This is a genomic window from Pseudomonas sp. RIT-562, assembly GCF_026241895.1.
Taxonomy (GTDB): Bacteria; Pseudomonadota; Gammaproteobacteria; order Pseudomonadales; family Pseudomonadaceae; genus Aquipseudomonas; species Aquipseudomonas mandelii_F.
In genome coordinates, this window is sequence record NZ_JAPJIV010000005.1 from 133814 (window position 1) to 153794 (window position 19981).

At 62.1% G+C, this 19981-nt stretch carries 16 protein-coding genes and 3 tRNA genes; all 19 read left to right on the plus strand.

Annotation, left to right across the window (positions count from 1 at the left end):
- Positions 1-30 precede the first annotated feature (30 nt).
- The gene (truA, locus tag ORL50_RS09090) at positions 31-855 is read left to right on the plus strand and encodes a tRNA pseudouridine(38-40) synthase TruA (RefSeq protein WP_266013272.1); all 825 of its coding nucleotides are present in this window, start codon (positions 31-33) and stop codon (positions 853-855) included.
- 63 nt (positions 856-918) lie between these two features.
- Positions 919-1545 (plus strand): phosphoribosylanthranilate isomerase, encoded by a 627-nt coding sequence (locus tag ORL50_RS09095; RefSeq protein ID WP_266012908.1) that lies wholly within the window; start codon positions 919-921, stop codon positions 1543-1545.
- Positions 1546-1722: 177 nt separating this feature from the next.
- Positions 1723-2643 carry an acetyl-CoA carboxylase, carboxyltransferase subunit beta gene (gene accD, locus ORL50_RS09100; RefSeq protein ID WP_045057943.1) on the plus strand — a complete coding sequence of 307 codons (921 nt, stop codon included), beginning with the start codon at positions 1723-1725 and terminating at the stop codon, positions 2641-2643.
- Entirely contained in the window at positions 2640-3947 is a 1308-nt protein-coding gene (gene folC, locus ORL50_RS09105) for a bifunctional tetrahydrofolate synthase/dihydrofolate synthase (protein WP_266012912.1), read from the plus strand. The genes accD and folC overlap by 4 nt, the downstream gene beginning before the upstream one ends.
- Positions 3931-4611, plus strand: coding sequence for an SPOR domain-containing protein (locus ORL50_RS09110; RefSeq protein ID WP_266012915.1), 681 nt, complete (start codon positions 3931-3933; stop codon positions 4609-4611). Before folC ends, ORL50_RS09110 begins: the two co-directional genes overlap by 17 nt.
- Before the next feature lie 276 nt (positions 4612-4887).
- Positions 4888-5448, plus strand: coding sequence for a CvpA family protein (locus ORL50_RS09115; RefSeq protein WP_247292521.1), 561 nt, complete (start codon positions 4888-4890; stop codon positions 5446-5448).
- A 41-nt stretch (positions 5449-5489) separates the two neighbouring features.
- Entirely contained in the window at positions 5490-6995 is a 1506-nt protein-coding gene (purF, locus tag ORL50_RS09120) for an amidophosphoribosyltransferase (RefSeq protein WP_266012920.1), read from the plus strand.
- 73 nt (positions 6996-7068) lie between these two features.
- Positions 7069-8280 (plus strand): O-succinylhomoserine sulfhydrylase, encoded by a 1212-nt coding sequence (locus ORL50_RS09125; RefSeq protein ID WP_266012923.1) that lies wholly within the window; start codon positions 7069-7071, stop codon positions 8278-8280.
- Positions 8277-9053 carry an SDR family oxidoreductase gene (locus tag ORL50_RS09130; protein WP_266012926.1) on the plus strand — a complete coding sequence of 259 codons (777 nt, stop codon included), beginning with the start codon at positions 8277-8279 and terminating at the stop codon, positions 9051-9053. Before ORL50_RS09125 ends, ORL50_RS09130 begins: the two co-directional genes overlap by 4 nt.
- Before the next feature lie 204 nt (positions 9054-9257).
- Positions 9258-9333, plus strand: a tRNA-Val gene (locus tag ORL50_RS09135).
- A gap of 55 nt (positions 9334-9388) precedes the next feature.
- A tRNA-Asp gene (locus ORL50_RS09140) sits at positions 9389-9465 on the plus strand.
- An 89-nt stretch (positions 9466-9554) separates the two neighbouring features.
- Positions 9555-9631, plus strand: a tRNA-Asp gene (locus ORL50_RS09145).
- Between the two features lie 352 nt (positions 9632-9983).
- A complete protein-coding gene (locus tag ORL50_RS09150) occupies positions 9984-10493 on the plus strand; it encodes a sigma-70 family RNA polymerase sigma factor (protein ID WP_266012929.1) in 510 nt (169 codons plus the stop codon).
- Entirely contained in the window at positions 10490-11434 is a 945-nt protein-coding gene (locus tag ORL50_RS09155; RefSeq protein WP_266012932.1) for a FecR domain-containing protein, read from the plus strand. The genes ORL50_RS09150 and ORL50_RS09155 overlap by 4 nt, the downstream gene beginning before the upstream one ends.
- A 67-nt stretch (positions 11435-11501) precedes the next feature.
- Positions 11502-13904, plus strand: coding sequence for a TonB-dependent receptor (locus ORL50_RS09160; RefSeq protein ID WP_266012935.1), 2403 nt, complete (start codon positions 11502-11504; stop codon positions 13902-13904).
- A 418-nt stretch (positions 13905-14322) separates the two neighbouring features.
- The gene (locus ORL50_RS09165) at positions 14323-17154 is read left to right on the plus strand and encodes a xanthine dehydrogenase family protein molybdopterin-binding subunit (protein WP_266012938.1); all 2832 of its coding nucleotides are present in this window, start codon (positions 14323-14325) and stop codon (positions 17152-17154) included.
- The gene (locus ORL50_RS09170; protein ID WP_266012941.1) at positions 17147-17686 is read left to right on the plus strand and encodes a (2Fe-2S)-binding protein; all 540 of its coding nucleotides are present in this window, start codon (positions 17147-17149) and stop codon (positions 17684-17686) included. The genes ORL50_RS09165 and ORL50_RS09170 overlap by 8 nt, the downstream gene beginning before the upstream one ends.
- 2 nt (positions 17687-17688) lie before the next feature.
- Positions 17689-18924 (plus strand): c-type cytochrome, encoded by a 1236-nt coding sequence (locus tag ORL50_RS09175; protein WP_266012944.1) that lies wholly within the window; start codon positions 17689-17691, stop codon positions 18922-18924.
- Between the two features lies 1 nt (position 18925).
- A complete protein-coding gene (locus ORL50_RS09180; RefSeq protein WP_266012947.1) occupies positions 18926-19897 on the plus strand; it encodes an XdhC family protein in 972 nt (323 codons plus the stop codon).
- The last annotated feature ends 84 nt before the right edge of the window (positions 19898-19981 follow it).

The following is a 19981-nucleotide window of genomic DNA, read 5'->3' on the forward strand; positions in this document are numbered from 1 at the left end:
TTGGCAAACATAGATAATCCGGCCGCCGAAATGGCGGCCGACGGTTTTTTCCGCATCGCACTGGGCGTTGAATACAAAGGCTCGCGTTATCGCGGCTGGCAACGCCAGGCGTCCGGCGTGCTCACCGTGCAGGAAACCCTGGAAAAGGCCCTGTCGAAAGTCGCCGACTCCCCCGTCTCGCTGCTCTGCGCCGGGCGTACTGACGCCGGGGTGCATGCCTGTGGCCAGGTGGTGCACTTCGACACCCAGGTCGAGCGCTCGATGAAAGCCTGGGTGATGGGCGCCAATATCAACTTGCCCCACGACGTCAGCGTCAGCTGGGCCAAGGCCATGCCTGCGCATTTCCACGCGCGTTTCAAGGCCATCGCCCGGCGTTATCGCTACGTCATCTACAACGATCAGATCCGTCCAGCCCACCTGAACGAAGAGATCACCTGGAACCACCGTCCGCTGGACGTCGAGCGCATGGCCGAAGCGGCGCAGTACCTGGTCGGCACCCATGACTTCAGTGCCTTCCGCGCCGGCCAGTGCCAGGCCAAGTCGCCGGTCAAGGAGCTGCACCACCTGCGGGTCACTCGTCATGGCAAGATGATCGTACTGGATATCCGCGCCAGCGCGTTCCTGCACCACATGGTGCGCAACATTGCTGGCGTATTGATGACCATCGGCTGCGGCGAGCGTCCGGTGGAGTGGATGAAGGAAGTGCTGGAGAGCCGAATCCGCCGCTCTGGCGGGGTGACCGCACATCCGTTCGGGCTGTATCTGGTGCAGGTCGAATACCGTGACGAGTTCCAGTTGCCCGAACGTTACATTGGCCCACACTTCCTCACCGGTTTCGCCGAACTTGACGGCTGACGCCCTCGAATGCATTTGTTACCATCCGGGACTTTCCCGGAATTACCTTGGGGTTTAATCGACATGTCAGCCGTTCGCAGCAAGATTTGCGGGATTACCCGCATAGAGGATGCGCTGGCAGCGGTCGAGGCGGGTGCGGATGCCATCGGCTTTGTGTTCTATGCCAAGAGCCCGCGCGCCGTTACCTTCCAACAGGCACGCGCCATCATCCAGGCACTGCCACCGTTCGTGACTACCGTCGGCCTGTTCGTCAACGCCAGTCGCTGCGAACTGGGAGAAATCCTCGACGCGGTGCCGCTGGACCTGCTGCAGTTCCATGGCGATGAGACCGCCGCTGACTGTGAGGGCTGGCATCGGCCGTACATCAAGGCGCTGCGGGTCAAGGCCGGCGATGATATCGCGGCGGCATGCAATGCATTTCCAAGCGCCAGCGGCATTCTGCTTGATGCCTATGTCGAAGGCGTGCCGGGCGGAACCGGGGAGGCGTTCGACTGGTCTCTGATTCCGCAAGGCCTGAGCAAGCCTATCATCCTGGCTGGCGGCCTGACCCCGGATAACGTCGCAGAGGCGATCACCCGGGTGCGGCCTTATGCGGTGGATGTCAGCGGCGGGGTGGAAGCGAGCAAGGGCATCAAGGATCACACAAAGATTCACGCGTTCATCAAGGCGGTACGCGGCACGTTGATGTGACGGCTGGCAGACTGCCGCCGTCCACAGGCATGGCTGAGGGTTTTTGGGTGGTACGCAGGTCACGATTCGCTGATCCGGCCATCCTTCGATCATCGCCGCACACATGAATTTAGCTCAAGGGCATACGCGGGGCTGCGAACCAGAGCGTTCGAGCCGCCGGTACTGGAGAAAGAAAGCATGAGCAACTGGTTAGTAGACAAACTGATCCCTTCGATCATGCGTTCCGAGGTCAAGAAGAGCTCGGTGCCTGAAGGTCTGTGGCACAAGTGCCCATCCTGCGAGGCGGTGCTTTATCGTCCGGAGCTGGAAAAGACCCTGGATGTTTGCCCAAAGTGCAATCACCACATGCGTATCGGCGCGCGCGCGCGCATCGACATCTTCCTCGACGCCGAAGGCCGTGCCGAACTGGGTGCTGACCTGGAGCCAGTCGACCGTCTGAAGTTCCGCGACGGCAAGAAGTACAAGGACCGTTTGGTCGCAGCCCAGAAAGCCACCGGCGAGAAAGACGCGCTGGTGTCCATGAGCGGCACCCTGCTGGGCATGCCGGTGGTGGTTTCGGCCTTCGAATTTTCCTTCATGGGTGGTTCCATGGGTGCCATCGTCGGTGAGCGCTTCGTTCGCGCCGCCAACTACGCCCTGGAAAACAAATGCCCGATGATCTGCTTCGCCGCTTCCGGTGGCGCGCGGATGCAGGAAGCGCTGATCTCCCTGATGCAAATGGCCAAGACCTCTGCGGTCCTGGCGCGTCTGCGTGAAGAAGGCATTCCATTCATCTCCGTGCTGACCGACCCGGTCTACGGCGGTGTGTCTGCCAGCCTGGCGATGCTGGGCGACGTGATCGTCGGCGAGCCAAAAGCCCTGATCGGCTTTGCCGGCCCGCGCGTGATCGAGCAGACCGTGCGCGAAAAACTGCCGGAAGGTTTCCAGCGCAGCGAATTCCTGCTGGAACACGGTGCGATCGACATGATCATCCACCGTCAGGAACTGCGTCCGCGCCTGGGCAACCTGCTGGCTCAGATGATGGGCCTGCCGACGCCGAAATTCGTCGCCGCGCCGATCGAGCCGATCGTGGTTCCGCCGGTGCCTGCCAACATATGACCCAACGTACCCTTGGCGAGTGGCTCGCCTACCTGGAACAGTTGCACCCTTCGGCCATCGACATGGGGCTGGAGCGCTCGCAACAGGTAGCGTCCCGCATGGGACTGGGCAAGCCGGCGCCTCGGGTGATCACGGTCACCGGCACCAACGGCAAGGGCTCTACCTGCGCATTCGTGGCTTCATTGCTGCGCGCGCAGGGCCTGAACGTCGGTGTCTACAATTCTCCGCACCTGCTGCGTTACAACGAGCGGGTGCAGGTCAATGGCGTTGAAGCGACTGACGCCGAGTTGTGCCAGGCCTTCGCCGCAGTCGAGGCGGGCCGTGGCGACACCTCCTTGACTTATTTCGAAATGGGCACCCTGGCGGCGTTCTGGCTGTTTCAACAGTCTGCGCTGGATGCGGTGGTGCTTGAAGTCGGCCTGGGTGGGCGGCTGGATACGGTCAACGTGGTGGATGCGGACATGGCGCTGGTCACCAGCATCGGCGTCGACCACGCCGACTACCTGGGTGATACCCGCGAGTCTGTGGCCTACGAAAAAGCCGGTATTTTTCGCCACGGCGCCCCGGCGCTCTGCGGCGATCTGAATCCCCCGCAACCTCTGCTGGATAAAGCCCGCGAACTGGCTTGCCCGTTTTTCCTGCGCGGGCGTGACTTTGATCTGGGCGTTACTGACCACCACTGGCAATGGCGCGGCCTTGATGCCCAGGGCCGGGTAGTCGAGTTGCGTGACCTGCCATTGCTCGACCTGCCCATGGAAAACGCCGCCTTGGCCCTGCAAGCCTATCTTCTGCTCGGGCTGCCTTGGGTAGAGGCGCAGATCGTTGCAGCCCTGACAGCGACTCGTGTAGTGGGGCGGCTTGATCGCCGCGAGTTCGACTGGCAGGGCAAACGTCTGCACCTGTTGCTCGACGTGGGGCATAATCCTCATGCGGCCGAATACCTTGCTCGCCGTCTGTCCAGCCGTCCACCGGTTGGCAAACGCCTGGCAGTGTTTGGCTTGTTGGCGGACAAGGACCTGGACGGTGTCGTCGGCCAGTTGAATGCCAGTGTCGAGCATTGGGCCGTGGCGCCGCTGGATTCGCCCCGGGCCCGCCCGGTGACCGATTTAGCGCAGGCGCTGCAGAACCTTGGCGCATCGGTAACGTCCTATGCCAGCGTGGCCGCCGCCCTGGAAGGGCAGTGCGCACGAGCGACGAGCGACGACGAGATTCTGTTGTTCGGATCATTTTATTGTGTCGCCGAGGCCCTTGAGTGGTTGGCCCGGCGCTCCACGGAGGAAGCGGCAAATGGCATTGCTGGATAAGGCTTACAAACAACGCATGGTCGGCGCCCTGGTGCTGGTGGCGCTGGCGGTGATTTTCCTGCCGATGCTGTTTTCCCGCCAGGATGAGCAACGCCAGGTGACCGTCGAGGCGCCGGCTGCACCGCAAGCGCCTTCGGTGCCGCAGGTTCAGGTCGAGCCAGTGGTGGTGCCTGAGCCCCAGGCGCTGCCGCAGGAACCGGTGCCGAGCGATGAAGAAATCGCCCAGCAGGAAACGCCGTCCGCGCCGATCACGCCTGCAGCGCCAGCTCCCGCACCTGTTCCGGCCCCAGCAGCCAAGCCTGTAGCGCCAGCCCCGGCGCCAGTGCCGGCGTTGGCCGCCAAGCCCAGCACGCCTCCGGCCCAGCCGATTACTGCAGCGCCGGGCAAGCCGGACACCAGCCAAAGCCGCGTCGATGCCAATGGCCTGTCGGTCAGCTGGTCGGTGCAACTGGCCAGCCTGTCGAATCGGGCCAGTGCCGAAAGCCTGCAGAAATCCTTGCGCGCCCAAGGCTACAACGCCTATATCCGCACCGCTGATGGCAAGAATCGGGTATTTGTCGGGCCGCTGATCGAGCGCGCCGAAGCCGACCGTCTGCGCGATTTGTTGAGCCGCCAGCAGAACCTCAAGGGTTTTGTGGTGCGTTTCCAGCCAGAGCGCGGTTAACAGACGCCCACCGGTCCATGTAGCAGCTGGCGCAGCCTGCGTTCGGCTGCGCAGCAGCCGTAAACCCTGTTTGCGCCGAGTGCCTGATGTGCCCAATCGCCTGATCGACGACTGCTTCGCAGCCGAACGCAGGCTGCGCCAGCTGCTATACAGTTCGCTGTGGAGTGGATAGGATTAAAACTATCACCCTGATTTGAAAAGCACTGACAATCGCAGCTTACCGACAGGCATGCGCTCTGCTAAAATGCGCCGCCTTATCCGTCTGTAGGCTGCACTGTGCCATTTACCTGGGTTGACTGGGCGATCGTTGCAATCGTCGCCATCTCCGCATTGATCAGTCTTAGCCGCGGCTTCGTCAAGGAAGCATTATCGCTGGTGACCTGGATCATCGCAGGGGTCGTCGCCTGGATGTTCGGTGGTGCATTGTCCGAGTACCTCGTCGGATACATCGAAACGCCATCGGCTCGCGTGATCGCGGGCTGTGCCATCATGTTTGTCGCCACTCTGATAGTAGGCGCAATGATCAATTATCTTATCGGCGAGTTGGTACGCGTCACCGGGTTATCCGGGACCGATCGATTCCTCGGCATGGCCTTCGGCGCCGCGCGTGGCGTGTTGCTGGTGGTCGTGGCGGTCGGGCTGTTAAGCCTGGGGCCGGTACAGCAGGACGGGTGGTGGAAAGAATCACAGCTCGTGCCAAAGTTTCTATTGGTCGCAGACTGGTCCAAAAACCTGATTCTCGGGTGGAGCAGTCAGTGGCTTGCCAGCGGTATCAGCGTACCCGCTGAAATACCGTTCAAGGAGCAACTCTTGCCGACGGCCAAAACGCCGCAGTGAGTGTTGCTCAGTTCAGATCCATTAAGTAGGGGTTGCGTCGCATGTGTGGCATCGTCGGTATCGTCGGTAAGTCGAACGTCAATCAGGCGCTGTATGACGCGCTAACCGTCCTCCAGCACCGCGGCCAGGACGCTGCCGGTATCGTGACCAGCCATGACGGCCGGTTATTCCTGCGCAAGGACAATGGCCTGGTACGTGACGTGTTCCATCAGCGTCACATGCAGCGTCTGGTCGGTCACATGGGTATCGGCCACGTCCGTTACCCGACCGCCGGCAGCTCGACCTCGGCCGAGGCTCAACCGTTTTACGTCAACTCGCCTTACGGCATCACCCTGGCGCACAACGGTAACCTGACCAACGTTGAACAGCTGGCCAAGGAGATCTACGAATCTGACCTGCGCCACGTCAACACCAACTCCGATTCGGAAGTGCTGCTCAACGTGTTCGCCCACGAACTGGCCCAGCGCGGCAAGTTGCAGCCTACCGAAGAAGACGTGTTTGCTGCGGTCACCGACGTGCACAATCGTTGTGTCGGCGGCTACGCGGTCGTGGCGATGATCACCGGCTACGGTATCGTCGGTTTCCGTGACCCGCACGGCATCCGCCCGATCGTCTTCGGCCAGCGTCACACCGACGAAGGCGTCGAGTACATGATCGCCTCCGAAAGCGTGTCCCTGGACGTGCTCGGTTTCACTCTGATTCGCGACCTGGCACCGGGTGAAGCGGTCTACATCACCGAAGACGGCAAGCTGCACACCCGCCAGTGCGCAAACAATCCGTCCCTGACCCCGTGCATCTTCGAACACGTCTACCTGGCGCGTCCGGACTCGATCATCGACGGCGTATCGGTGTACAAAGCCCGCCTGCGCATGGGCGAGAAGCTGGCCGAGAAGATCCTGCGCGAGCGTCCGGAACACGACATCGACGTGGTCATCCCGATCCCGGACACCAGCCGCACCGCAGCCCTGGAGCTGGCGAACCACCTGGGCGTGAAATTCCGCGAAGGCTTCGTGAAGAACCGTTACATCGGCCGGACCTTCATCATGCCGGGCCAGGCTGCGCGGAAAAAATCCGTACGCCAGAAGCTCAACGCCATCGAACTGGAATTCCGCGGCAAGAACGTCATGCTGGTGGACGACTCGATCGTTCGCGGCACGACCTGCAAGCAGATCATCCAGATGGCTCGCGAAGCCGGCGCCAAGAACGTCTACTTCTGCTCCGCAGCGCCAGCAGTGCGTTATCCGAACGTTTACGGCATCGACATGCCGAGCGCCCACGAACTGATCGCCCACAACCGTTCGACCCAGGACGTCGCCGACCTGATCGGCGCTGACTGGCTGATCTATCAGGACCTGCCTGACTTGATCGAAGCGGTCGGTGGCGGCAAGATCAAGATCGACAAGTTCGATTGCGCGGTGTTCGACGGCCAGTACGTCACCGGTGATGTCGATGAGGCTTACCTGAACAAGATCGAGCAGGCACGCAACGATGCCTCCAAGGTCAAGACCCAGGCAGTCAGCGCGATCATTGACCTGTACAACAACTGAGTAACTACCGGCCCTGAGGGGCCGGTTTTGTATCTGGCTTTTAATTGACGAGATTAGGGAAAGGAGTGACAGCATGAGTCAGGATTGGGATGCCGGTCGGCTGGACAGCGACCTCGAAGGCGTAGCGTTCGATACCCTGGCCGTACGCGCCGGCCAGCACCGCACGCCGGAAGGCGAGCACGGTGATCCGATGTTCTTCACTTCCAGCTACGTATTTCGCACCGCTGCCGATGCGGCGGCGCGCTTTGCCGGCGAAGTGCCGGGCAACGTTTATTCGCGCTACACCAACCCGACCGTGCGTGCCTTCGAAGAGCGCATCGCCGCGCTGGAAAGCGCCGAGCAAGCCGTGGCCACCGCCACTGGCATGGCGGCGATCATGGCCGTGGTCATGAGCCTGTGCAGCGCCGGCGATCACGTGCTGGTGTCGCGCAGCGTATTCGGCTCGACCATCAGCCTGTTCGAAAAGTATTTCAAGCGGTTCGGCGTCGAAGTCGACTACGTGCCCCTGGCGGACCTTTCCGGCTGGGATGCGGCGATCAAGGCCAATACCAAGCTGTTGTTCGTCGAGTCTCCTTCCAATCCGCTGGCAGAGCTGGTGGACATCGCCGAGCTGGCGAAAATCGCCCACGCCAAAGGCGCCATGCTGGTGGTCGACAACTGTTTCTGCACCCCGGCATTGCAGCAGCCGCTGAAGATGGGCGCCGACATCGTGGTGCATTCGGCAACCAAGTTCATCGACGGCCAGGGTCGTTGCATGGGCGGCGTGGTCGCCGGTCGCAGCGAACACATGAAAGAAGTCGTGGGTTTCCTGCGCACCGCCGGGCCGACCCTGAGCCCGTTCAACGCCTGGATCTTTCTCAAGGGCCTGGAAACCCTCGGTTTGCGGATGAAGGCGCACTGCGCCAACGCCCAGCAGCTGGCCGAATGGCTGGAGCAGCAGGACGGCATCGAGAAGGTCCATTACGCCGGCCTCAAGAGCCATCCACAGCACGAGCTGGCCTTGCGTCAACAGAAAGGCTTTGGTGCGGTGGTGAGCTTTGAGGTGAAGGGTGGCAAGGAGGGCGCGTGGCGCTTTATCGATGCGACTCGGCTGATCTCGATCACTGCCAACCTCGGTGACAGCAAGACCACCATCACCCACCCAAGCACCACTTCCCACGGTCGATTGGCGCCGCAGGAGCGTGAAGCAGCGGGGATTCGTGACAGCCTGATCCGCGTCGCGGTTGGCCTGGAAGATGTGGCAGACCTGCAAGCCGATCTGGCGCGCGGCCTGGCTGCGCTGTGATCGAATTGTCGACACCCGGCACCGGCACCAATGGCCGCGTCGCGCTGGTCACCGGTGCTGCGCGTGGCATCGGCCTGGGCATTTCGGCCTGGTTGATCAGTGAAGGCTGGCAAGTCGTGCTGACCGACCTGGATCGGGTCCGCGGATCGAAAGTGGCGAAGGTGCTGGGCGACAACGCCTGGTTCATCGCCATGGACGTTTCGAACGAGGGGCAGGTGGCACTGGGTGTGGCCGAAGTGCTTGGCCAGTTCGGGCGGCTTGATGCGCTGGTCTGCAACGCGGCAGTGACCGACCCGCACAACATCACGCTGGAAAGTCTCGACCTGGCTTACTGGAATCGGGTGCTGGCGGTCAATCTGAGCGGTCCGATGCTGCTGGCCAAGCACTGTGCCCCTTACTTGCGTGCTCACAGTGGTTCGATCGTCAACCTGGCCTCGACCCGCGCCGGACAGTCGGAGCCCGACACTGAAGCTTATGCGGCGAGCAAGGGCGGCTTGTTGGCCCTGACTCATGCACTGGCGATCAGTCTGGGGCCGGAGATCCGGGTCAATGCGGTCAGTCCGGGCTGGATCGACGCACGCGACCCATCAGCGCGCCGCGCCGAGCCACTGACCGACGCCGACCATGCCCAGCATCCGGCGGGCAGGGTAGGGACGGTCGAGGATGTGGCGGCGATGGTGGCCTGGTTACTGTCGAGGAACGCCGGCTTTGTCACGGGGCAGGAGTTTGTGGTGGACGGCGGCATGACCAAGAAGATGATTTACAGCGAGTGACAGGGTCAGGCCCCATCGCGAGCAGGCTCACTCCTACAAATGCCACACGCACCATTGTAGGAGTGAGCCTGCTCGCGATAGCGGCCTCAAGGTCGCCGCACCACCAGCGCCTGACACGATTTCGCCTTTTTCAGAAAAACTTCAATCCTGCTATTGACTTAGGTTCGCTACCTGCGTAAATTTCGCGGCCTCGGAGATGCAAACGGGTGATTAGCTCAGCTGGGAGAGCGTCTGCCTTACAAGCAGAATGTCGGCGGTTCGATCCCGTCATCACCCACCAATTCCGAGAGTCTTGCGAAAGCAAGATGGAAGCTTTTAAAAGCCTCCACCGACGCGCAGCGGTAGTTCAGTCGGTTAGAATACCGGCCTGTCACGCCGGGGGTCGCGGGTTCGAGTCCCGTCCGCTGCGCCATATTTTCCGAGTCAGGTTTAACCTGGTTCGAGATTGAAAGCCTCGAAGCTTCCAATCAGACGAGTTAGGACGCAAGTCCAAAGCGATACGCAGCGGTAGTTCAGTCGGTTAGAATACCGGCCTGTCACGCCGGGGGTCGCGGGTTCGAGTCCCGTCCGCTGCGCCATATCTGCTACAAGGCCCACTGAACGCCTTGGAGCTACGAAGAAAACCATTGGTTAACTTCGAGTCGATAGCAAAGACCCTGGTCGAGAGACCGGGGTTTTTTGTGTCTGCGATTTATATCTCCCCATGAAACTCCGCCCCCCCCCTTGTAGGAGCGAGCCTGCTCGCGATGGACGTCAACGATCACGCTGGCCTTCTGGTTTATCGCGGTGCCCTCGCGACCATCGCGAGCAGGCTCGCTCCCACAGTGAGATCTTTCTCCGCTCTTGCTGCATAAAGAGCTTCCTCTACAGCGCCGACATTAATTAGAATCACTCTCATTTACGATAACTCCTGGCACAGGGCTTCTTGAGATGAGTGATGCAGTGATGCCGAAGGAGCCAAGCCTTCACGACCTGTACCGCGATCACCGTGGCTGGCTGGAAACCTGGTTGAGCAAACGCCTGGGCAATGGCTGTGATGCGGCTGACCTCAGTCAGGATACCTTCCTGCGAGTTCTCGCCAGCTCCCAGCGCATCGCCGACCTGCAAGAGCCCCGTGCCTACCTGTTGACCGTAGGCAAACGCCTGCTGAGCAATTTTTACCAGCGCCGTAGCCTGGAGCAGGCCTATCTGGCCGCGCTGGCGTTGATGCCTGAAGATTGCGCGCCGTCTCCCGAGCAACGCTGGCTGCTGCTGGAAACCCTGCAAGCATTGGATGAGTTGCTCGACGGCTTGCCGCGGGCCGTGCGCCGGGCCTTTTTGTGGAGCCAGCTGGAAGGGCTGACCTACGCGCAAATAGCAGAACGCCTGCAAGTGTCCGAGCGCACCATCAAGCGTTATATGGCCCAGGCGTATGAACACTGCCTGCTGGTGGAACTGTGAACACTCAGGCGTCCGATCCCCGCCAGGCCGTTCGTGCCGCCGCGCAATGGCTTGCATTGCTGGAGTCCGGCGCTGCCAACGAGCAGGATCGGGCGAACTTGCAGCGCTGGCGTGACACTTGCGCCACTCACGAACTGGCCTGGCAGAAAGCCCAGGCGTTGCGCCAGCGATTTGCCGACCTGCCTTCAGGTCTGGCACTAAGCAGCCTGGATCGCCCGGACCCGGCGCGGCGCAAAGTGCTTAAGCGCGCCCTGGGCGCGGTGGCCCTGGTGCCAGCAGCGTGGTTGATCAGCCGGCAACTACCCCTGGACACCTGGCGTGCCGACTTGCACACCGCCGTCGGCGAGCGCAAGAAAGTACAACTGGCCGACGGCAGCGCGCTGCAGCTCAACACCGCCAGCGCGGTGGATGTGGATCTGCAGGCGCGCCGAGTCAAGCTGATCGAGGGCGAACTGTCATTGAGGGTGCCGAGTGATCCGCCACTGACGATCCAAACCCGCTTTGGCAATGTCGTCGTCAGCCAGGGTGAAGTCTGCGTTCGCCAGGACGCCCGTGGCTGCCGAGTGTCGGTGTACAACGGTGCCGTGCAGTTGCAACCCTTGCGCGGGCCGGCCCTGGCCTTGCGCGCGGGCCAGCAGGTGAGCCTGCAGGCCGCAGGTGCCGGATCGATCACTGCATTCGATACACTGGCGCCGGGTTGGCGTGAGGGTGTGCTGATGGCAAAAGACCAGCCGCTGGGAGATTTCCTGCGCGAACTGAGCACCTATCGACCGGGTGTCTTGCGCTGGGAGCCGGAGCTCGAAAACCTGCGAGTCACCGGCAGCTTCCGCCTGGACGACACCGACCGGGTACTCGCGCTGCTCGCCGCCAGCCTGCCACTGGAGGTGCACTCGCGAACCCGCTATTGGGTGACGTTGCTGCCGCGCAAAAATAGTGTGTAACGCCTGGCCCCTTTTTTCGACTCGCCTGTCATTGAAGGCATGTGAACGAATCAAGAGAGCCTATTCAATGCCTACCGCTTCCTCCCCGCGCCTGCGTCCGTTGTTGCACCTGAGCCTGATGCTGGGCCTGAGTGCCAGCCCATTGTTGATCTCGCCAGCCTGGGCTGAGGACGGCAGCCGTCGTAGCTATCAGGTGCCGGCTGGCAGCCTGAGCGATGCATTGACCCGATTTGCCGGTTTGTCCGGAGTCAATCTGTCGGTGGACCCGGCGCTGGTCAGCGGGCGCAGCAGTCGCGGGCTGTCCGGTGAATTTGCCGTCGAGGAGGGCTTTGCCCGGTTGCTGCAGGGTTCCGGATTGCAACTGCAGGCGGTGGGCGAGCAAGCGTACATTCTCACGCCGAGCCCGGACGGTAGCAGCCTGCAACTGGCCCCCACTTCGATTCTCGGCGCCACCGGCGGGGAGGGTGGCGAGGTGTTTGCCGGCGGCCAGGTTGCGCGTCGTGGCTCACAAGGGTTGCTCGGCTCGAAAGACTTCATGGAAACGCCGTTCAGCATGACCACCTACACCAGCGAGGTGATCGAAAACCAGCAAGCCCGAACCCTGGGCGATCTGATCGCCAACGATCCTTCGGTGCGCGCCACCAACCCGGCCGGCGGGCGCTACGAACAGTTCACCATTCGCGGGCTCAGCCTGTTCAATAGTGATGTCGCCTATAACGGCCTGTATGGCGTACTGCCGACTTACACCATTGACATGGAAATGGCCGATCGCGTCGATATCCTCAAGGGCCCCAGCCAGCTGATCAACGGCATCTCTCCGCGGGGTAGCGTGGGCGGCGGGATCAACGTCGTGCCCAAACGGGCGACAGACACACCGATCACTTCATTCACCGGCAGCTACGCGTCCAACAACCAACTCGGCGGCGCCGTGGATGTCGGTCGACGCTTTGGCGAAGACGATAAATTCGGCCTGCGCTTCAATGGCGTGAAGCAGTCGGGTGACACCGAATGGGATCACCAGAGCGTCGACCGCGAGATGGCCGTATTGGGCCTGGACTTTCGCGGCGAGCGCCTGCGGCTGTCGACGGACATCGGCCACACCGAGCGCAATACCGACGCGCCACAGGAGCGTGTGCAGGTGGGCGCCAACGCTCAGGTCCCGCATGCCAGCGACGTGCGCCACAACTACGCGCAGGCCTGGAGCAAGGCGCGGACCGAGGATACTTTCGGCACGGTCAACGGCGAGTTCGACGTCAGCGATTCGGTCATGCTGTACGGCGGGGTCGGCGCGCGCAAAAGCAATCATGACTTCCTCCGGCATGCGGTTTCGGTCACCAACGACGCTGGCGATTTCAGCGTTCAACCCCGAGACTTCACCCGCGACGAAAATGTGCGCACGGCCACGGCCGGGGTGCGCAACTGGTTTCATACCGGCCCGGTGAGCCACGAGGTCAATCTCGCGGCCAGCTACTTCTACATGGATTTCGAGAATGGCGGAGCGCGCTATGCAGCAGCGCCGAGCAATATCTACAACCCGGTGGACACTCCCACGCCGGCCAGGCCGACTCGCCAGGATGCGAAGGTCTACACCGAGAACCGCTTCAGCGGAGTGGCCCTGTCCGACACCCTGGGCTTCTTCGAGGATCGCTTGCTGTTGACCCTCGGCGCGCGGTGGCAGCGGGTGAAAGTGGATGACTGGTCCGACAACATCAAAGGCGCCACCGCCTATGACGAGGAAAAGGTTTCGCCGTCGGGCGGCATTCTGTTCAAGGCCACCGACAAGTTATCGTTGTATGCCAACTACATGGAAGGCCTGAGCCAAGGCAAAATCGCCCCATCGACCTCGGTCAACGAAGATGAAATCTTCCCGCCCTTCATCAGCCGTCAGGTCGAAGTCGGCGCGAAGTATGACGCCGGTCCGTTCGCGGTCACCGCTGCGGTATTCCGCATCAAGCAACCCGCGTATGAAACCAATGCCACCACGCGGGTGTTCGGCCCCAACGGCAAGCGTGAGAACAAAGGTGTTGAGCTGAGCGTGTTCGGCGAACCCCTCGATGGCTTCCGCCTGCTCGGTGGTGTGATGTACATCGACAGTGAATTGACCCACACCACCAACGGCACCTTCGACGGCAACCGTGCGCCAGCGACGCCGAAATACAACGTCAACCTCGGCGCCGAGTGGGACGTGCCCACCGTCCAGGGCCTGACCCTCACCAGCCGCGGCATCTACTCCAGCTCGCAATACCTGGACCAGTCCAACAACAAGGAAATCGACTCCTGGGAGCGCTTCGACGTGGGTGCTCGCTACGCATTCAAGGTCGACGACAAGACCATCACCTTGCGCGGCAACGTCGAGAACGTGGCTGACAAACGCTACTGGAGCTCCGCAGGCGCCTCGGACGACAGCGAGCCTGGCCTGACCCTCTCGACCCCACGGACCTACCTGCTTTCGGCGACGGTGGATTTCTAAGCTCGCGCCAATCCGTGTAGGAGCCGGCTTGCCGGCGATGGCGATAGACCAGGCAAAATCGGGGTGACTAATTTGCCGTCATCGCGAGCAGGCTCACTCCCACAGGGAATTGCGGCGCGCTTCCTGTGCCGCAACACAGATCATTGTAGGAGTGAGCCTGCTCGCGATCGCGTCATCCCATCCGCCATAGAACCGACCTGGCACCATCAACCCACAAATCCTCGATATTTTGATCTTCTGGTCAGATTTTTGTAACTGGTTGTTTGCCGCGAGCGCAGAAACCTTTAAAGTTAACCTTTCGGTCAGCTTTGCACTGTCAACACAGCCCTTTGCTCCGTCCAAAAAGGGTTTCTGCAAGACTCGAGATTTCCAGAACATAACCAGAAGGGCGGGCCCATAACCGCTCAGAGGATGATCCATGTCCAACCGTGATATATCCCGGCGCTCGTTCCTACAGGGCGGGCTGGTGGCGGGGGTGAGCGTGACGCTTACGCCGCTCAGCACCCAGGCGCTGGCCGCCTTGATGGAGAACAGCGTGACCGTGCCGTCCGAGCAATGGCTCGGCAACAACGGCAAGGCGCGCTCGCGTAACGATGCCTTGTCCAAGGTGTGCGGCAGCAAGGTCTTTGCCCGCGACATCCGCGCCAAGGACATGCCGGGCTGGCCCCAGCAGCAAGGCCACGCCATGCTGCTGAAGATCACCAAGGCCGACCGCCTCTACGCCGGTTACGACCTGGCGTGGCTGGGTGCCGACTTGCAGCCGGACCGCATCGTCACCGCTGAAGACCTGGAGAAAGACGGCATCGTCTTCCCCGAAGAGCACGCCCCCGATCCGCTGTTGCCAGTCGGCAAGGTGCCGATGTTCATCGGCCATCCGGTAGCGATCCTGATCTGGAATGACTTCGAGCGCTTCCGCCAGGCCAAGGCCAAGCTCAAATTCAACGACAAAGCCATCCGCTACGGCGCCCAGGTGCCGTTCTACGAAGGTGATCCCTACGGCAGTTTCCGCTACGTGCGGGTCGGCGGCGCGACTTCGGCCGACGAAGACGAATTCGCCAGCCTCAAGGATTCGATCCTTTTCCCAATGTTGAAAAACCGTCGCCCGGTGTGGAATTCTCAGCCCAACCTGCACGGCAACCTGACCGAGCGCGGGCTGTTCTACGCCGATCGCATGAAGCAGCAGATCGACAGCCCACCAGACAATTGGCTGGTGTTCGACGAGCGCTACAAGACCCCGTCGATCGAGCCGGCCGCCATGGAGCCGGACAACGGCAACGGTTGGTACGACCCTGCGACCAAGACCCTGCATTTTGTGGTCGCCACCCAGTGCCCACTGGAGACCGCCACCGAGACCGCGAAGATGATCGCGCCGTCGCGTTTCGGCCTGGCCAACCTCAACATGCACCCAGGCTATACCGTGGGTTACGGGTCCAAAGACCACAATATCTTCGTCTACTACGCCGCGTTGGCGGCCCTGTACGGTGCCGGTGTGCCGGTGCGTCTGGCCAACGATCGCTACGAGCAGTTCCAGAGCGGCATCAAGCGTCACCCGTTCGACATCCGCTATCAGCTGGCGGTGGACAAGACCGATCACAGCTTCAAGATTTTCCGCGCCGAGATGAGCGTCGACGGCGGCGGACGCGTCAACTACAGCCCCTCGGTAGCGGCGGTCGGCGCCACGGCGGCGCAATCGATCTACTACATGCCGCAGAACGATCTGCAGGTCACGGCCTATCACTCCCGCGCTGTTGAAGCCGGCTCGATGCGTGGCTACGGCACCCTGCAGAGCATGGCCTCGACCGAGATGATGGTCGACGAAATTGCCGGTCGCCTCGGCATCGACGCCATCGACCTGCGCAAGAAAAACGCCATGGTCTCGGGCATGAAAAACACTCAGGGCGCGGTGCCGGCGGGTGCGTTGCGCCTGCACGAAATCCTCGACAAGGCGGCGGTGCACGACGTCTGGAAGAACCGCGACAAGTTCAAGCAAGAGCGTGAAGCGCAGGATCCGGATCACTGGTACGGCGTCGGCTTCGCCATCTGCCAGAAAGACTTCGGCACCGGTTCGGAAGCGCCGATGGCGAGCATCGAATTCAACGCCGAAGGACGCATTCACCTGCGCCACATCGGGATCGAGATCGGTACCGGCATGTCCACTTCGCAAGCCATGGTCGTGGCCGATTTCCTCGGCAGCCCGGCCCATGAAGTGAAGACTGGCGAGACCGAATGGCAAGAGTTGCAGCTGATCACCGGCGGCAACCCGTACATCATGAGTCAGGCCGAGCAGGACAACCTGCTGCGCAACCCGCGCTGGGTCGGCAAGCTGGCATCGGCCTCGTCGGCGACCAACTCTGCTTATTACTTCAGCCACGCCACCCGCGAAGCGGCGCGCGTGCTGTTCAACCACGGCCTGTGGCCGGCGGCACTGCAGATCTGGCGCCAGGGCCCGTATGGCGGCCAGGCGAACCCCTACGTGGTGCGTCGCGAAGACGCGCACTGGGTCGACGGCAAACTCACGGCCAATGGCATGCAGCCGCTGAGCTTCGAGCAACTGGCCAAACACGCCCACGACCAAGGCCTGGTCACTGGCGCCACCGTGCACGGTTTTAACCGTTGGAGCTGGGCCGAGGCCGAGTACAGCATCGACGGTGTGCGCGAGCGCCTGCCACTCGATGGCCTGGCAGTGAAATACGGCGACGGCGCACCGAATGCGAAGAAAGCGCAGATGAACAGCGCCGGTTTCCATCTGCTCGATCGGCAGAACGTGCATTACCCGGACACCCAGCTGAACAACGCCGCGGTGACTTACTACAGCCCGGTGGCGACCCTGGTCGAACTGAAAGTGAACAAGGGCTCGGCCGAGGTGCAGGTGCTCAACCATCACTCCTGGGTCGAGTGCGGTCGGGTACTGGTGGAAGAACTGGTCAGGGGCCAGCTCGAAGGCGGTATCGCCATGGGTATCGGCCACGCGCTGCTGGAAGAAATGCCGCTGTACGAAGGCGGGCCGGGGGAGGGTGACTGGAACTTCAACCGCTATCGCCTGCCCATGGCGCGCCATGTTGCGGTGTGGCAGCAGACGGCGGAAATCCTGCCGCCGCTGTCACCGAGCGATCCATCCAAAGGCATCGCCGAAGTGGTGATGATCCCAGTCGTAGGCGCCATCGGTAACGCCGTGGCCCACGCCATCGGCAAGCGCGTGCGCGACCTGCCAATCACTTCTGCCCGCATCAAGGAGGCCCTCAATGGCTAACCGTCCGCTTCAACTGACCCTTAACGGTCAATCCGTCGGCCCGGTGGACATCCCTGATGACCTGCCGATGATCGACTACCTGCACGAATACAAGAACCTCACCGGTTCGCGCCTGGGCTGCGGCCAAGGCATCTGCCATGCCTGCGTGGTGATCGTCGACAACCCCGACGGCACCAGCGAGGAAGTGCGCACCTGCATCACCGGCGCCCACTATTTCGAAGGCAAGAAGGTGCGGACCATCGAAGGCCATGCCAAGCGTGATGAGCAAGGCCAGGTCACAGAGCTAAACCCGATCCAGCAACGCTTCGTCGATGAATTCGCCTTCCAGTGCAGCTACTGCGCGCCAGGTTTCGTCAATGCCGCGACCGTGCTGGTAGAAAAGCTGCAACGCCAACCGATCGTCAAGAGCCAGTTGGAACAGGTGATTGAAGACAGCCTGGGTCACCACATCTGCCGCTGCACCGGCTACGTGCGGTACTACAGCGCGACGCGCAACGTGCTGACCGATCTCGGCCTGGTCAAGGAGGGTTGAGCATGAACAATAAACTTTCCCGCCTGGCATTGGCGGTCGGCCTGGCTGCGCCAGTGTTGCTGGCCCACGCCGATGATCAGGTCAAGCGCGGCGAATACCTCGCACGCGCGGCCGACTGCATGGCTTGCCACACCGCCCCGGGTGGCGCGCCATACGCAGGCGGTCTGCCGATCGTCTCGCCGTTCGGTACCATCTATGGCACCAACATCACGCCGAGCAAGGAGCACGGCATCGGTCAGTACAGCGATGAAGAATTCTTCGCTGCGCTCACCGAAGGCAAGCGTCGCGATGGCGCCAACCTGTACCCGGCGATGCCGTACACCTCCTATCACCTGATGCCCCGTGAAGACTCCGACGCGATTCACGCCTACCTGAAAACCATCGAACCCATCGAGCGCGCCGCGCCGGTGACCAGCCTGAGTTTTCCGTTCAACGTGCGTCTGGGCCTGACGGGCTGGAACATGCTGTACGGCAAGGACGTCAAGCTGGCGTCCACCGAGGGCAAAAGCGAGGCGTTCAAGCGCGGCCAGTACATGGTCGACGTGCTCGGCCACTGCGGCGAGTGCCACACCCCACGCGGCTTGCCCGGTGCCATGCAGCAGGACAAACGCATGACCGGCGGCGTGCTCAACGGCTACCTGGCGCCGAGCCTGCTGGCTGACGACCTGGCGAACCGTGGCTGGAACCACCAGGACCTGAGCTCGTTCCTCAAGCACGGCATGAGCGCCCAGGGCACCATGTTCAACGAGATGTTCCCGGTGTTCCACAACAGCACCCAGGGCCTGACTGATCCGGACCTGGCGGCGATGGCTACCTACCTGCTCGGCGATCAGCCGCCGGCAGCGAAAGTGCTGACCGAAGTACCTCTGGACAAGTTGAGCGCCAGCGCCCAGCGCGGTCGCCAGGAATACCTCAACGTCTGCGCCGGCTGTCATGCGGTGGAGGGCGAGGGCAAACCGCACATCGCGGTGGCCATGCGTGGCAACACCACGCTGCGCCTGGACGACCCGCGCAATCTGCTGCGGGTGATCGAGGATGGCATCGGCGAGCAGCAATTCGTCGGCTTCGAGCGTATGCAGCCGATGCCGGGTTTTGCCGACAAACTCAGCCCTGGTCAGCTGACCGACCTGCTCAATTACCTGCGTCAGGGCTGGGGTGGTCAATCGGCTGAACTGGCTGTCGGCGACGTGCAGAAGCTGCAGGCGGACGCTCCTCCAACCGAACACAAGGTGCATTGATATGCAGCATCTGGACTTGCAAGTGGTACGGCGCGCGCTGCAATGGTCGATTGCCGGCCAGCAGGTCTGGCTATGCACGGTGCTCGCCACCTATGGCTCGGCGCCTCGCGCGCCTGGCTCGTTGCTGGCGGTGAACGGCGAGGGGCAATGGATCGGCTCGCTGTCGGGTGGTTGCGTCGAAGAGGACTTTCTTGAGCGCGTTGCTGAAGGCGCATTCGAGCAAGCCGTGTGCGTGGTTCGGTACGGCGAAGGCGATGATCCGCGCTCGCGCATCAGCCTGCCTTGTGGCGGGATTCTTGACGTGCTGGTGGAGAAGCTTGAGCCGGCCTGCGAGGTTCAGGCGCACCTGCGGGAGTTGGAATCGGCGTTGCTCGGCCAGCGACGATTGATCCGCGAAGTCGATCTGGCCAGCGGTGCCCGCGAGCTGTTCGCGGACAGGGAGCAGGGTGTGCGCATCGAGCGCGAAGTCGATCGGGTTCGGGTGCGCATCGGCGCCGCCCAGCGCTTGTTGCTGGCGGGCTATTCGAGTGTCGCCCAGGCCTGTGCAGAGTTTGCCGTGGGCCTTGGGTTTGAAGTTATTCTCTGCGATCCGCGCGATGAAGTGCTCGAAGGCGTGGTGCTGGAGAACGTCGAGATCTGCCGGCAATTGCCCTCGATGTTCATCGCCGACGGCGGCTGCCACAGCGACACCGCGGTCGTGGCGTTAACCCACGACCCACGCATCGATGACCTGGCGATGATGGAGGCGGTGCGCACTGACGCGTTCTACATCGGCGTCATGGGCTCGGTACAAACCTCGCAGAAACGCTTCGAACGTTTGCGCCGCATTGGTGGGCTGGGCGATGCCGACCTGGCGCGAATCCACGCGCCGATCGGCCTCAACCTGGGCAGCAAGACCCCCGCAGAAATCGCCCTGGCGGTACTCGCCGACATCCTGCGAATCCGTAGCGGCATCCCTCGCGATCGAATCTAGACGCCAATCCACCTGTGGAGAAACGATTGCACCTGTAGGAGTGAGCCTGCTCGCGATAGGGCACTCACAGGCAACGTTGATGTT